Raw genomic sequence first — 15,394 nt, 5'->3', positions numbered from 1 at the left:
AGTATGAAGAAAAAAGTGTTAGCAGGCATTCTTGCGGCAACCATGGCATTTTCCATGGCAGCATGCGGAAGCACAGGATCCAGTTCTGATTCCGGTTCCTCCGCAGCTTCCGGAAGCACAGCAAAGACAGAGGAAAAAGGCGAGCCGTACACTGTAACTATGGTACTGCAGGGCAGCCAGCAGCAGGATGAAGAGAGAATCGAAGAAAAAATCAACGAGATTCTGGAGCCGGAGCTGAATGCAAAGCTCGATATCGTTGTTCTTCCGTGGGCAAGCGCATCTCAGCAGTTACAGCTGATGCTTTCCGGCGATGAGAAAATCGATCTTCTGTACACAAATGCAACAACAGCTGTACAGTATATGCATTCCGGCCAGATCATGGATATGTCTGAACTGATTGACAAATACGGCACAAACCTGAAAGATATCTATGGCGAGGATATTGCAAAAACAAATCAGATTGATGGGTTTGTCTATGGCGTTCCGAACCAGATCGAACGAGGCAGCATTCCAGCCATCTTCATGAGAAAAGACCTGGTAGAAAAGTATAATATCAATACCGATGAAATCAAAGAGCCGAAGGATATGGAGAAAGTATTTGAGACCGTACAGGCAGGCGAGCCTGATATGACAATGCTGTTCTCCAGCAACAACAGTGATACGCCTCTGAGCCGTCTGTCCCGCGCTGATGGACTTGGCGATGCCAACACGGGCGCTCTGATGGATCAGACCAACAGCACAACCGTAGAAAACTACTTTGCAAGCGACTGGTACAAGGAGACTGCAACTATGCTGCATGACTGGTATCAGAAAGGCTACATCAGCAAGGATGCCGGAACAAACACAGAAAACTGGAGAACCGTATGCAAAGCAGGAAATCTCTTCTCCTTGTTCTTTGCTTATCATCCAGGTACCCCGGTTGAGTTCCAGAGCTCCACAGGATATGAGTTTGAAATCGTACCGTTCTATGATCAGCCGATCATCAACTCATCCTCTTACGGCGGAATTATCTTCTCTGTAGCACAGAACTCCGAAAATCCGGAAAAAGCAATGCAGGTTCTCGATTATATCTATGGCAGCCCGGAGGTCATGAACCTTCTGAACTGGGGCGAAGAGGGAACCGACTATGTAGTAGAAGATGAAGAAAACGGAATCATCAACTACCCGGACGGTGTAACAGCAGACAATGCAGGCTACAGCTTTAACTGTGGATGGGAGCTTCCGAACCAGTTCATCGCATACAAATGGGATGGATCTGACCCGCAGCTCTGGGACAAAATGCAGGAGTTCAACGCTTCCGGTATCGAGTCGAAAGCACTGGGATTTGTCTTTGATAACAGCGAATATGCGGATCAGGTATCAGCCCTGAACAACGTAATCAGCCAGTACAACGGCGCACTTAGCAGCGGCTCCGGAGATCCGGAAGAACTGCTTCCACAGTTCCTTGAGGCGCTGGACGATGCGGGAATCGACGATGTCATTGCTGCAAAGCAGGAGCAGCTGGATGCATTTCTTGCAGAGAAATAGGCACCATAATTTGTAAAAAGAGCACGACCGGGGCGGAAAAAAATCCGGTGTGATACAGTAACCGAAGGCTCCACTCTTACCAGAAAAGATGTGGAGCTTTCTCTGTGAAAGAACCTGAAAAAAACAGCCCTCATAAAAGGAGAGACGCTTTATGAAAAAAGCAGAGGTTAAAAAAGGAAAAAAGAAAAACGCGCTGAAGGAATACTGGCCGCTTTATCTGATGATGCTTCCGGCACTTCTGTATCTGCTGATTAACAACTATATCCCAATGGCAGGTATGGTGATTGCGTTTAAAAAACTGAACTTTGCAAAAGGTATCTGGGCAAGCCCGTGGGCAGGACTTAAAAATTTCAAATTCCTGTTTGCTTCCAAGGATGCATGGATTATTACAAGAAATACGCTGTTGTATAACATTGCATTTATTCTTGTAAACATGGTAGTCGGAATTGCCATTGCGATTCTGATTACGGAGATAAGAAACACAAAGCTCAAAAAGATATATCAGAGTGCGATTCTTCTTCCGTTCCTGATGTCCATGGTTATCTTAAGCTACATCGTATATGCGCTTCTGAGTGCAGAAAATGGTCTTGTCAACAACTCCATCCTTCCGTTGTTCCACATTGACCCGATTCAGTGGTACCAGAAACCGAAATACTGGCCGGCGATCCTGATTATCGCGAACTGCTGGAAGGGCGTAGGATACGGATGCCTGATTTACATCGCATCCCTGATCGGTATCGATCCTTCCTTCTATGAGGCTGCAAGACTGGACGGTGCAAGCAAATGGCAGGAGATTACGAAAATCACACTGCCGAGCCTCGTTCCGACCATCATCACCCTGCTGCTCCTCAGCATCGGAAGAATTTTCTATTCCGATTTCGGTCTGTTCTATCAGGTGCCGATGAACTCCGGTGTTCTGTTCCCGACCACAAACGTTATCGATACCTACGTATACCGTGCCCTGATTGAACAAGGAAATATCAGTATGTCATCTGCAGCCGGTGTATACCAGTCTCTGGTAGGCTTCTGTGTCGTAATGTTGAGCAACTGGATTGTCCGCAAAGTAGACAAAGACCAGGCATTATTCTAGGAGGATGGAAGTATGACAAATTCAAAAAAAGCAAAACGTTTCCAGTTCTGGATTAATGTAGTACTCATTCTGATTACGTTATCCATTATACTGCCGTTTGTACTCGTATTTATTTCCTCACTGACCGATGAAAACACACTGATCCGCAACGGATATTCGTTCTTCCCGGAGAAATTCAGCTTCTATGCTTACTCCTATATCATCCGCCAGGGCGAGAAAATCCTGAGAGCATACGGAATTACCATTTTTGTAACCATCGTCGGTACCGCTGCAAACCTTGCGATGTCCGCTCTGTTGGCATATCCGCTTTCGATTAAAAAGCTGCCGTACCGCAGAGCAATTACCTTTTTCGTATTCTTCACGATGCTGTTCAACGGCGGACTGGTGCCGACCTACTTGATGTATGTAAAGTATTTTCACATCAAAAACACGATCTGGGCATTGATTGTTCCAGGCTTCCTGTTAAGCGCAAACAACGTGCTGATGATCCGAAGCTACTTTAACACCAGTATCCCGGACGCGCTGTTCGAGGCGGCCAAAATCGATGGCGCAGGACACATGAAGATTTTCACCAGCATCACACTGCCGCTTGGAAAACCGATTCTGGTAACCATGGGACTGTTTTCCGCACTTGGCTATTGGAATGACTGGACAAATGGTTTATACTATTTATCAGGAAATGACGGTCAGAAGCTTTACAGTATCCAGAACCTGCTGAATCAGATGATCACCGATATTCAGTACCTGGCAAGTGGAAAAGTAACCGGAAATATCGGCGCGGAGGTGGCAAAGCTGCCGACAACCTCGATCCGTATGGCAATCGCATTTATCGCCATGCTGCCGCTGTTTATCATCTATCCGTTCCTTCAGAAATACTTCGCAGAAGGTATCACACTTGGCGCGGTAAAGGGATGATTTTCCATGCAGGAATAAAAAAGAGAAACATTTCGGTGTTTCCGACATACAGCAGAAAAACAGTACAGACTCATGGAAACATGAGGTGTACTGTTTTTCTGCTGTATTATATTCAGAAAAAAAGATCAGTTCGTAAAATCAAACACGGAAAAATTTCGAGCGTACCGGAACAGAAAAAAGGAGGAAATATCATGCGTATTTCAAAACAGACGAAAAAAACAACACTGGCGCAGCAGGGGCGTTATCTTTTGATCTGCCTGCTGAGTATGCTGCTGCTTTTTCTGGCTGGGAGCATGATTATTCTGAACCGGACGCAGCAGCAGGTATATGAGCAGCTGGAAGAGATTTCAAAGCTGTATACGGATGAGCTGGATAACCGTTTTTTTCGAATCAGCCGAAACCTGTTCTCGACTGTAATGGACAGCTCCAACCCGGATTCTGCGTTCTGGAAATATATGGATCTGATGGAGAAGGATCAGTATGAGGAATATGTCATCACACAGCTGCGAAGGAACTATGTATCTGCAGCGTGGGATTTTGGAACGGATTACAATGTTTTTCTCTATACGCAGAAGGATGAGAGCTTATATCAGCTGAGCATTTCCTCCGACGGGCGTTATTCCATTGATCCGTATCTGCAGGAAGCGCTGAAGCGCCGGATCAGGAGTCTGTCCCAGCAGACGTATGCAGTCAAGAAAAAATGGACCGTGATGCGCCAGGGCAATGAGGTTTATATGCTCAAGGTAGCACAGAGTCAGGGCGTCGGATTCGGCTGCTACGTCAATCTGAAGACGATTTTGGAACCGTTCTCTGAGCTGTCTCTTGGGAAGAGCGGCTATGTCAGTCTCGTTGACCAGAACGGAAAAAGCATCGGAACACTGACGGAAAAAGGAATTGTAACGGATGGTTTGAAGCTTGATACCGGCAATTATACGTTCCGGCAGGAGCTTTCACAGGCACCGTTTGAAATTCGTACAAAAATCTCCTGGACGGGAGTCTTAAATCTGATGACGGGAAGTGTGTTTGCTCTTCTCGGCGTTGCATTTCTGATGGTGATTGCCGGTTCCGTGCTGCTGTTCCATCTGAAGACAAAAATCCTGAAGCCGGTCGCTATGTTTACGGAAAATCTTCAAAAATATGACAATGGGGATCTCACCTATCAGATGTCGGAAGGAAATCTGGTAGAGCTGGAGCAGATTGACGATAAATTCCGAAACATGATTCATCAGATCCGACGTCTGAAGATCACGCTGTATGAGCAGGAGCTGGAAAAACAGAAAATCGAGATGGATTACCTCAAAATCCAGATTCGTCCGCATTTTTACATGAACTGTCTGAACTTTATTTACAGCATGATTGACTTCGGACAGTACGATCATGCAAAGTCGATGAGCCGTATTACGTCCGATTATCTCGCCTATATTTTCCGCAATACAAGCGAGATGGTGCCGGTGACGGCGGAGACGAACCACTGCGAAAATTACCTCAAAATTCTGCTGCTGCGCTATCCGGAAAAATTCACCTATTATTTTGAAGTCCATGAAGAAGTGAAAGACGCGGTAATCTTCCCGTTTCTGATTCAGGTGTTTGTAGAGAATGCGGCAAAACATGCCCTGACGCTGGAGACGGTTCCGCTGATTTCCGTGACGGTTTACCCGGAGGACCGTGGCGAAGAAAAGTATGTCAACATTTATATTTCGGACACCGGAAACGGCTTCCCGGAGGAGACGCTGCAAAGGCTGAAAGCAGGGGAAGATATTTCCGAGCATGGAAAGCATATCGGGATTGAAAACTGCCTGAAACGATTCCGTTATTATTATGGTGATACAGGAGAGATTCATTTCGATAACAGCCCGCTCGGCGGAGCGATTGTAGATATCCATATTCCATACAAGACAGGGGGAGAAGAACATGAAACTATTGCTCGTGGATGATGAAGAGTACGTGATTGAAAGTATCAAAAGAAATCTCGATCTTACAGAGACCGGGGTGAGCGAGGTGTACACTGCGTTTTCCGTACAGCAGGCGAAGAACATCATGGGAATGGTGGACATTGATATTGTAATCAGCGATATCGTGATGCCGGGCGGAACGGGATTCGACTTTGTGGAGTGGGTCAGGAAAGAGGAGCTGAAGGTCCAGGTCATCTTCCTGACAAGCTATGCGGAGTTTGACTATGCCAGAAGAGCGATACAGCTGAACAGTGTCGATTATCTGCTGAAGCCCATTGATTTTGAAAAGCTGAAGGAGGCCGTACAGCGTGCGGCGGAATCCGTTGCGAAAGAAAAGAAAATACAGGATCTCAGGCAGGAAAGCATCAAGTGGAACCGGAACAGAAAAATTCTGCAGCAGGATATCTGGAAAAATGTGCTGAAAAGCGGCTTCTCCGAGGAAAAATTCTGCGAAACGGCAGCACAGCGCCAGCTTCCATACGGACCGGGACACTATTTCCGGCTGATTTGTCTGATGCCGGAAACAAAGAGCAATAAGCGGGAAATGTGGGATACGGCGACCATGGAATTTGTGATCGAAAATGTGCTGTCGGAACTGTATGAGGAAACGGATATTGCGGTAGATACTGTTTTTTACCAGGAACCGGGCATCTACTGGATTGTTACGCAGTCAAGGGAAAAAGCGTTCCCGCAGGACGGCGGGCAGGACGGTGAAATTCTGCGGCAATTTGTTATGTGGATGAATGAAAAAATCTATCCGGAGCTGTGGTGCGGCGCCGGGCAGTGGGAATCTGTACTGGGGATGCAAAAGCAGAGCCGGAATCTTCAGAAAATGCGGGAGGGAAGCCTTTCCGTGCGGAACGAGGTGCTGTTTCTGAACGAGTTTCGGGCTCCGCAGACCAGCTACGAAAATAGGGAGCTGGATGTGTGGAAAGCTCTGCTTTCGGAGGAAAAACCGGAGGAGCTGCTGGAGCGGCTGCAGAAATACCTTGACCGGACGGAACGGGAAGGAATGATTACCAGAGAATTTCTGGTAGCGCTCCGTACCGATCTGACCCAGGTGGTGTATGCATGGCTTTCGGAACGGGAGATCAAGGCGTACGCGCTGTTTGCCGATGCGGATATGGAAAATCTGCATCGGAATTCTCTTTACGGAAGAGAAGAGATGATAGAATATGCGGGGGTACTGGTTCGGAAAGCAGTGCAGTACAGACAGTACATCAACAAATCAGATTCGGTTACGAGCCAGGTATGCGCATACATTGATGCACATTACCGGGAGGAGATTCACCGGGAGGAGCTTGGAGAGCTTGTCTTTTTGAATACCGATTATCTGCCCCGGATTTTTAAAAAAGAAAAGGGTATTTCGATCAGCAATTATATTATTCAAAAGCGGGTGGAGGAGGCGAAAAAGCTTCTGACACAGAGTTCGCTGCCAATTAATACGGTGTCGCTGTATGTGGGGTACAGCAATTTCTCGTACTTTACGAAGATGTTTAAGGACAATACGGGATACGCACCGCTGGAATACCGAAGAAGCTTTAGTGAAAAATAGCGGAAAGCCACCCTTCACATGTCCGGGAAATAACAGAGGATTTTATCACTTTCTTACGCACCGGAACAACAGCAAACAGGTCAGAATAGTGAAAGAAAAAGGTCGGATCAGGGGATATTTTTTTCAGATCAGATGTGGTAAAATTTCAGTATAAGATTCAGAAAAAACGGAAAAACGATATTTTTCTGACATTTTAGGGGTTTCTGAAGAAGCAGATACAGCAAAAACGAGGTATGGAGGAGAAAAAATGACCGAGCAGAAATTAAAAGAGCTTCTGGCCGACATGACGCTGGAAGAAAAAGTGAACCAGATGAGCCAGGTGGTGGGTGCCTTCTTCAATAAAGATATGGACATCACAGCCATGGGACCGATGGCGGATAAAGGCTTTACGCCGGAAAATGTAGCGCTTTCCGGTTCCATCCTGGGCAGCATGGGCGCAGAAACGTTAAAGAAAATCCAGAAGGATTTTGTGGAGCAGCACCCGCATCACATCCCGATGCTGTTCATGCTGGATGTCATCAACGGCTTCAAGACCATTTTCCCGATTCCGCTGGGACAGGGCGCAACGTTTGAACCGGAGCTGTCCGAAAAGTGTGCGGCAGTTGCTGCAAAAGAGGCAGCCGTTTCCGGCCTTCACGTAACCTTCGCACCGATGACCGACCTGGTCCGCGATGCAAGATGGGGCCGTGTCATGGAGTCTACCGGTGAGGATCCGTATCTGAACGGTCTGTTCTGTGCCGGAATGGTGCGCGGATTCCAGGGAGACGATCTGAAGGAGCCGTACAAGATTGCTTCCTGTGTGAAGCATTTCGCAGGCTATGGTGCTCCGACAGCAGGAAGAGACTACAATACGGTAGAGCTTTCCGAGCATACCTTCCGTGACTTCTATCTGCCGTCCTACAAAGCCGGCATCGATGCAGGCGCAGCGATGGTAATGACTTCCTTCAACACGGTAAACGGTGTTCCGGCAACCGGAAACAAGAAACTGATGCGCGGCATCCTGCGTGACGAAATGGGATTTGACGGCGTTCTGATTTCCGACTGGGCGGCAATCGAGGAGATTATTTACCACGGCTACTGCGCAGACCGCGAGGAGGCAGCTGTACGCTCAGCCGAGGCAGGCGTTGACATTGATATGATGACCGGCATTTACTGCGAAAACCTGTGCCGTCTTGTAAGAGAGGGTAAGCTTTCCGAGGATCTGATCGACGAGTCCTGCATGCGTATTCTGGAACTGAAAAACAAACTGGGACTGTTTGAAAATCCGTATAAAGACGCAGACGAGACGAAAGAAAAAGAGGTCATTCTCTGCAAAGAGCACCGCGATCTGGCAAGAGAAGCCGCAAGAAAATCGTTTGTACTGCTGAAAAACGAAGAGAAAATCCTGCCGCTTGGCAAGGAGAAAAAAATTGCCTGGGTCGGACCGTATATCCACAGCAGAAACCTGATGGGCGCCTGGTCCTTTATCGGAGATGCAAAGGATGTGACAAATCTGGAAGAGGCCGTAAAAGTGCAGGCAGATACGACAAACATGAGCTTCCATGCAGGTTCCCCGATGCTCGGCTCCGACATCCGTCTGGAGGGCTTCGGTGAAGCGATGGAGCAGTCCCATACACCGGAGGAAGAGGAGGCAATGCTTCTTGAGGCTGTAAACGCAGCAAAGGAGGCCGAGGTTGTCGTTCTTGCGATCGGTGAGGACCGTCTGCAGTCCGGCGAGGCAACCAGCAACGCGAACATCCGCATTCCGGAAATCCAGCAGAGACTGCTTGAGCGCGTTTCAGAAGTTAATGAAAACGTTGTCGTTGTTCTCTTCAACGGCCGTCCGCTCGACCTGCGCGATGTCGTATCGAAAGCAAAAGCCGTTCTTGAAGTATGGATGCCGGGTACCGAGGGTGCCAATGCAATCGCAGATGTTGTTTTTGGTGCATACGCTCCAAGCGGCAAGCTGACCATGAGCTTCCCGTACTCTGTAGGCCAGGTGCCGGTTCACTACAACGAGTATTCCACCGGAAGACCGCATGTGCCGGGCAAGGACAAAGACCGTTTCCGTTCCAAATACCTCGACATCCCGAACGCACCACTGTTCCCGTTCGGATATGGCCTTGGCTATACCAGCTTTGCAATTTCAGATGTGAAACTGGACAAGGCAGAGCTTGGCATGGAAGATGAGATTAAAGCCTCCGTAACCGTGAAAAACACCGGCGATACAAAGGGAACCGAGACCGTACAGCTTTACATCCACGACGTAGCCGCATCCGTGGTACGCCCGGTGAAAGAGCTGAAAGATTTCTGCAAGGTAACCCTTCAGCCGGGAGAAGAAACCGAAGTCATCTTCAAAATCACAGAAGAAGAGCTTCGCTTCCTGACAGAAAATGAGCGTGTAGAAAGTGAAAACGGTGCTTTCGAAGTCTTCATCGGAAGCGACAGCACGACAGAGAATAAGGCAGAATTTGTGCTGAAAAAATAAGAAGCAATCCTGGGATGTAGCGTAAGCGGAATCAAGATGGGGGTCTGAATCGCTACGGAAAGATAAAAGAAAAGCCAGCCACAAAAAGCGAAAAGAATTTTGCTTTTGCGGCTGGCTTTTTTCTGCCGGTACCGTATTGACCCTTCTGTTAAAACAAAGTAAAATAGAAATTGGTATTGGGACGAAAGAGAGGAAAAGAAATGGGGTACTTAGGAAACAAGTTACAGGGGAAATACCACAAAGACACATTCCAGACCGCCGTCAACATGGCGTGGCCGGCGATCGTGGAGTCGTTTTTTATTGCATTTGCGGGTCTTGTGGATTCGCTGATGGTAAGCTCGCTTGGCTCTTACGCAGTTGCCGCGGTCGGCCTGACGACACAGCCGAAGCTGCTTGGCCTGGCGTTTTTCTTTGCACTGAATGTGTCGATTTCCGCCCTTGTTGCGCGGCGGCGAGGGGAACAAAGACAGAGTGCGGCGAATGAGACTCTGGTAACTGCGCTTGTATTTATTATCCTTGCGGCAGCTGCATTCAGTGTTGGATTTGTGGCGTTTGCAAGTCCGATCATCCATCTGTGCGGCTCAACGGCGGAGACGCATAACGGCGCAGTAACATATTTCCGTATCATCATGGGCGGTATGATTTTTAACTGTATCCAGATGGGGATCAACTCGGCACAGCGCGGTGCGGGCAATACAAAAATCACGATGCGCACAAATGTAACATCAAATACGATTAATATTATCCTGAATTATCTTCTGATCAACGGCCATTTCGGGTTCCCGGCACTCGGCATTCAGGGTGCGGCACTGGCAACCGTCACAGGAACGATTGTCGGATGTGTGATGAGCATCCTTTCCATCACAAAGCAAGACGGATTCCTGAATCTTGGCTATATTCTGAAGAACAAAATTAAACCGACGATTGCAGCGTTCATCAGCCTGGTCAGGGTCGGGTACAGTGTGTTTTTCGAGCAGGTTTTCATGCGGATCGGCTTTATGATGACGGCGATCATGGCGGCCAAACAGGGAACCGATGCGATGGCGGCACACCAGGTCGGCATGAATATTATGTCGCTTTCGTTTGCGTTCGGTGACGGCCTCCAGTCCGCAGCGGTTGCACTGATCGGCCGGAGCCTCGGCGCAAAAAAGCCGGATCTTGCGAAAGAGTACGGCAGAACGTGCCGTCTGATCGGCGCGGGCATCGCAGTATGCCTCGTTGCGATTTATCTCTTCGGCGGAAGATGGCTGTACAGTCTGTTTTTCGAAGAACAGCATATCATTGAAATCGGTGTCAGCATCATCCATGTCATTATTTTCGTCGTCATTTTCCAGATCTGTCAGGTTATTTACATGGGATGCCTGCGCGGTGCGGGAGATACGCTTTATACGGCAGTTGCATCTATGATCAGCGTTACATTTATTCGTACGATCGTTTCGTATCTCGGCGGTTACACGCTGGGGCTTGGCATCGTCGGAATCTGGTTCGGCGTGCTGGCGGATCAGATGTCACGGTTTATCTTTGCGACGATCCGATTCAAACAGGGAAAATGGGTGAAAATTAAGATTTAATCGAATCAAGCAGCGAAGCGGATTGCGAATATCCGCTTGACGTAACGATTCAGAGCCATGCGAAATGGTACTCTGAATCATTACCAATATAAAACTAAAACAGGAGGAAGCAAAACGATGTACAAATTTGACAGAGAAGCCTATGACAGGCGGATGGAGTGGTACCGCGACGCCCGTTTCGGCATGTTTATCCACTGGGGGCTTTACGCCATCCCGGCGCGCGGAGAATGGGTGCGGAGTACCGAGCAGATTCCAAAAGAAGATTACATGAAATATTTTGAGGAGTTCAATCCTGTTGATTTCGAGCCGCGGAAATGGGCCAAGGCGGCGAAAGAGGCCGGTATGAAATACGTGGTTCTGACTGCCAAGCATCACGATGGATTCTGCCTGTTTGACAGCCAGTATACCGATTTCAAATCCACCAACACGAAATGCGGCCGCGACCTCGTTGCAGAGTACGTTGATGCCGTCCGCGCAGAAGGACTGAAGGTCGGTTTGTATTTCTCCCTGCTCGACTGGTTCCACGACGATTTCCCACATTACGGCGACCGGAACCACCCGATGCGGAACAACCCGGCATACAAAAACGATGACCGCGATTTCGACCGCTACCTGACCTACATGCACAATCAGGTACGCGAGATCTGCACAAACTACGGAAAGCTCGATGTGCTGTGGTTTGACTTTTCCTACGATACGCTGCGCGGCGAAGCATGGAAAGCGACGGAGCTGATCAATATGGTGCGGAAGCTCCAGCCGGATGTCATCATCGACAACCGTCTCGAGGTGAGCGGAGAGGGCTACGGTTCTCTGGCGGCCGGAAATCCGACCCCGTACCACGGCGACTTTGTGAGCCCGGAGCAGATGATTCCGCCGAATGGCATCCAGGATGTAAATGGAAACGATATCGCCTGGGAATCCTGCGTTACGATGAACAATCACTGGGGCTATTGTGCCAACGACCACTTCTTCAAACCGGCACCGATGCTGATCAAAAAGCTGGTCGAGTGCGTATCGAAGGGTGGAAACCTGCTTTTGAATGTCGGCCCGGACGCCAGGGGAAATATCCCGGAGGAGTCGATCGAACGGCTGGCTGAGATTGGAAAGTGGATGAAGAAAAACGGAGAGAGCATTTACGGCTGCGGAAAAGCCGGTATTGAGAAACCGGACTTTGGCCGTGTGACGCGCCACGGAAACCATCTGTATTTTCATGTCTATGAAAATACCGTTGGGCCGCTGCCGCTGCCCGGCGTGAAAAAAGAAGAAATCCAGGCGATCCGCTACGTCGCAACCGGCGCGGAAATCCCGGTTTCCACAAGCTGGGTACACAGCGATTATCCGACCATGGCATTCGCCGATCTCGGCGAAGACCCGGTATTGCCGGATGGAGTCGATACAGTCATCAATGTGATTCTGAAAAAGTAGAGGGTAAAATCGGATTTGATTCTGGAGCGTGTCTGAAAAAGCATTTCCGCAATCTGCAGGCTTCACTTTGCGGTATCTTTTTTTTCAGACACGCTCTAAAAGTCTTACAAGTTCTTACAAAATTCTGTATTTTTCGTTCCGCTGATTGACAGTTCTGGCAGAAGAATGCATACTGAAAAAAACACAAGATCACAGCCCGTGCTTCGAAATTTAACTGAATCAAGCAAGTAGCGAAGCGGATTGCGAAGATCCGCCTGACTCCTTTTCCTGCGCAGGGAAGGATAAGAGCTTTCGGAGTGAGAAAAGGGCAGTCTGTTTTTAGAAACGAAGCAAGAGAATCACAGTTTCGTTTTACAAGAAAAAAAGAGGGGGAATAAAACATGATTCGTCTGAACCACGTCAGCAAAATTTACGGCGATGGAAGCAAAAAAGCCGTCGATGATCTTTCCTGGGATATCGAAGATGGAAAGATCACCGGATTTATCGGCCCAAACGGAGCCGGGAAAACGACAACATTAAAAATGATCACCGGCATCCTGGCACCGTCCGAGGGAACGATTGAAATCAATGGAAAAGATATCCAGAAGGATCCGCTCGAAGCCAAGCGCCAGTTCGGTTTTGTGCCCGACGACCCGGATGCGTTTCTTCGCGTCAGGGGAATTGAATATCTGAATTTTATGGCAGATATCTACGGTGTCGGAACGGAAGAACGTCAGCGTTTTATCGAAGAAACCGCAAAACGCTTTGAGATGGAAGAGAACCTTTCGAGCCGTATCATGAGCTACTCGCATGGCATGCGTCAGAAAATCATGGTGATGGGCGCACTGATCCACAAGCCGCCGGTCTGGATTCTCGATGAGCCGCTGACCGGCCTTGACCCGCGCTCCGCGCACGAGCTCAAACAGATGATGCGTGAACACGCCGATGCCGGAAACGCCGTGCTGTTTTCCACCCATGTGCTGGAAGTAGCGGAAAAACTCTGCGACCGCATCGCCATTATCCATCACGGCCGCCAGGTATACCTGGGTACCCTGGAAGAATTAAAAGCGGCCTATCCGGATCAGACACTTGAAAATATCTTTTTGGAGATCACCGAACATGCGTAACTTATGGATTCTCACCCGTTTCCTTCTGAAAAGCGGACCAGGAAAAAGCAATCAGAAGAGCGGAAAAAAGAAAGCATTTTCGGACGGAGGACGTATCGTTGTATACCTTCTGCTTGGTGTCTGCCTCCTTCCCGTGTCGGTCTTACTGTTTCTTCTGGGATATTCCGGCTATACCTTCCTGCAGCCGCTCGGGCTGGAAACCCTGCTGATCGAGTTCGTCTGTGCCATTGGCATGATGGTCATTTTCTTCTATGGCCTGCCGCTGTTTCTGAGCGAGTATTACATGGACTCTGACCTCGTAAAGCTTTTGCCGCTGCCGTTTACCCCGGCGCAGATTGTCGGTGCGAAAGGCTTCTGCTGTCTGCTGAACGAATACTATCTTATTGTACTGCTGTTCTTTCCGTTTCTGTTAGGGTACGGGATCAGCGCCAAAATGGGCATTTTTTACTGGATCAATATGATCCTCGCCTGCCTTATTTTCCCGGTTGTGCCGCTCGTTTACGCCGCAGTTTTGACGATGCTCGTGATGCGTCTTTTCAAAAATATCCGAAACAAGGATTTCTTAAGCTACCTCGGATTCGCCGCATCCCTGATTTTTGCGATCGGCATCAACGTATTTTCGCGCAGTATCGGAAATTTTGAAATGCAGGATATCATGAACCTGATGGAAAGCCAGAAGGGCACTCTGCGCGCCTTCCGGACCATTTTTCCGAACCTGCCCCTGATGACCGGAAGCCTTGCAGATGCATCCTTTCTCAAAATGATACTCTACATCGCTACAACAGCCGTCATCCTTGCTGTCTTTTTCGCCCTCGCCTGGAAAATCTACCTCCCGGCTGTCCTCGGCATGAGCGAGACCACCAGCGAAAAACGCATTTTATCCAAAGAAGAAGTGACCCGAACCGTCAAAAGCAAAAATCCGGTCCGCACCTACGCGATGATCGAATGGAAAAAACTGTACCGAACCCCGGCCTGGTTTATGAATTGTGTTCTGATGCCTCTCATCTGGCCGGTCTTCATGCTTGGCATTGCCCTCGTTTCCGTCATTTCCAGCCTTGGCATGGCTAAAACCACCGGCCTTTGGACCCGGCTTGTCGCCGATGGCACCATATTCCGCCTCCTGAAAGGGGAACTGCCTGTCGCAGTTGCCGTCCTTACCGCCGCCGGAATTGCCGTCATGATGTCCATGTTCTGCGTGATCTCCGCCACAGCGATGTCCCGAAAGGGCAGCGAATACATCTATATGAAATGCATTCCGATGAGCTATCACGACCAGATCCGTGCCATGCTGGTAAGCGGCATCCTGATCAGTCTCCTTGGCACCTTGCCGTACGCTCTGGTCTTCAACATCATCGCGGTCGTTTTCGGTCTGCACCCGGCGACCCTTCTTTACACCACGGCGATCACGGTTTTATTTACCCTGTTCGTAAACTATGAACAGCTCCTTTTTGACCTTGCATTTCCGAAATTAAACTGGGAAAACGAAACCGCCGCCATAAAATCCAACAACCGCTCCCTGATCTCCGTCCTCATCGACCTCACCGTCGGCGCAATCCTGATCGGAGCCGGCTACCTGCTGTACGGAAAACTTCACCTCAACATCCACATCACCACGAGCGTGATGATTCTGCTTACCGCAGTCCTGACCTTTGCCATGCGAACCGCCCTTTTTAAATGGGGCGTTCAAGTGATGGAACATCTGGAAAGCGCTTAACAGTTTCGAGACATAATAACAATATTAAAATGTGATAGAAAAGAGATTTCAGCCAATGTGCGGATCTCTTTT

At 48.8% G+C, this 15,394-nt stretch carries 10 protein-coding genes; all 10 read left to right on the top strand.

The features are described 5' to 3' along the window. Positions 1 to 3 precede the first annotated feature (3 nt). The 10 genes from DW769_RS05720 to DW769_RS05675 all read left to right on the top strand — a co-directional run bounded on the left by DW769_RS05720 (position 4) and on the right by DW769_RS05675 (position 15,322). A complete protein-coding gene (locus tag DW769_RS05720; protein ID WP_117804656.1) occupies positions 4 to 1,527 on the top strand; it encodes an ABC transporter substrate-binding protein in 1,524 nt (507 codons plus the stop codon). A 151-nt stretch (positions 1,528 to 1,678) separates the two neighbouring features. Then, entirely contained in the window at positions 1,679 to 2,617 is a 939-nt protein-coding gene (locus DW769_RS05715; protein ID WP_117804655.1) for an ABC transporter permease, read from the top strand. Between the two features lie 12 nt (positions 2,618 to 2,629). Continuing rightward, positions 2,630 to 3,532, top strand: a complete 903-nt coding sequence (locus DW769_RS05710; RefSeq protein ID WP_118750091.1) for a carbohydrate ABC transporter permease — start codon at positions 2,630 to 2,632, stop codon at positions 3,530 to 3,532. A gap of 191 nt (positions 3,533 to 3,723) precedes the next feature. Then, entirely contained in the window at positions 3,724 to 5,466 is a 1,743-nt protein-coding gene (locus DW769_RS05705) for a sensor histidine kinase (protein ID WP_118750139.1), read from the top strand. Beyond that, on the top strand, positions 5,444 to 7,039 hold the full coding sequence (locus DW769_RS05700) for a response regulator transcription factor (protein ID WP_118750090.1): 1,596 nt from the start codon (positions 5,444 to 5,446) through the stop codon (positions 7,037 to 7,039). Before DW769_RS05705 ends, DW769_RS05700 begins: the two co-directional genes overlap by 23 nt. Before the next feature lie 247 nt (positions 7,040 to 7,286). Beyond that, complete coding sequence (bglX, locus tag DW769_RS05695) at positions 7,287 to 9,506, top strand: beta-glucosidase BglX (RefSeq protein ID WP_117812974.1); 2,220 nt, start codon at positions 7,287 to 7,289, stop codon at positions 9,504 to 9,506. A 200-nt stretch (positions 9,507 to 9,706) separates the two neighbouring features. Next, entirely contained in the window at positions 9,707 to 11,077 is a 1,371-nt protein-coding gene (locus tag DW769_RS05690; RefSeq protein WP_117812975.1) for an MATE family efflux transporter, read from the top strand. 117 nt (positions 11,078 to 11,194) lie between these two features. Then, positions 11,195 to 12,502 carry an alpha-L-fucosidase gene (locus tag DW769_RS05685; RefSeq protein ID WP_118750089.1) on the top strand — a complete coding sequence of 436 codons (1,308 nt, stop codon included), beginning with the start codon at positions 11,195 to 11,197 and terminating at the stop codon, positions 12,500 to 12,502. A 380-nt stretch (positions 12,503 to 12,882) separates the two neighbouring features. After that, positions 12,883 to 13,608, top strand: a complete 726-nt coding sequence (locus DW769_RS05680; RefSeq protein ID WP_055221955.1) for an ABC transporter ATP-binding protein — start codon at positions 12,883 to 12,885, stop codon at positions 13,606 to 13,608. Further along, entirely contained in the window at positions 13,601 to 15,322 is a 1,722-nt protein-coding gene (locus tag DW769_RS05675) for a putative ABC transporter permease subunit (RefSeq protein ID WP_118666711.1), read from the top strand. Before DW769_RS05680 ends, DW769_RS05675 begins: the two co-directional genes overlap by 8 nt. Positions 15,323 to 15,394 lie beyond the last annotated feature (72 nt).

It is taken from the genome of Blautia sp. AM29-29 (assembly GCF_003480555.1).
Taxonomy (GTDB): Bacteria; Bacillota; Clostridia; order Lachnospirales; family Lachnospiraceae; genus Fusicatenibacter; species Fusicatenibacter saccharivorans.
This window is presented reverse-complemented; position numbering and strand designations above follow the sequence as displayed.

Excerpts from the sequence above, each read along its gene's own strand:
- DW769_RS05690 (WP_117812975.1), top strand. The coding sequence starts at position 9,707 with ATGGGGTACTTAGGAAACAAGTTACAGGGGAAATACCACAAAGACACA.
- DW769_RS05720 (WP_117804656.1), top strand. The coding sequence starts at position 4 with ATGAAGAAAAAAGTGTTAGCAGGCATTCTTGCGGCAACCATGGCATTT.
- DW769_RS05680 (WP_055221955.1), top strand. The coding sequence starts at position 12,883 with ATGATTCGTCTGAACCACGTCAGCAAAATTTACGGCGATGGAAGCAAA.
- DW769_RS05705 (WP_118750139.1), top strand. The coding sequence starts at position 3,724 with ATGCGTATTTCAAAACAGACGAAAAAAACAACACTGGCGCAGCAGGGG.
- DW769_RS05685 (WP_118750089.1), top strand. The coding sequence starts at position 11,195 with ATGTACAAATTTGACAGAGAAGCCTATGACAGGCGGATGGAGTGGTAC.
- DW769_RS05675 (WP_118666711.1), top strand. The coding sequence starts at position 13,601 with ATGCGTAACTTATGGATTCTCACCCGTTTCCTTCTGAAAAGCGGACCA.
- DW769_RS05715 (WP_117804655.1), top strand. The coding sequence starts at position 1,679 with ATGAAAAAAGCAGAGGTTAAAAAAGGAAAAAAGAAAAACGCGCTGAAG.
- bglX (WP_117812974.1), top strand. The coding sequence starts at position 7,287 with ATGACCGAGCAGAAATTAAAAGAGCTTCTGGCCGACATGACGCTGGAA.
- DW769_RS05700 (WP_118750090.1), top strand. The coding sequence starts at position 5,444 with ATGAAACTATTGCTCGTGGATGATGAAGAGTACGTGATTGAAAGTATC.
- DW769_RS05710 (WP_118750091.1), top strand. The coding sequence starts at position 2,630 with ATGACAAATTCAAAAAAAGCAAAACGTTTCCAGTTCTGGATTAATGTA.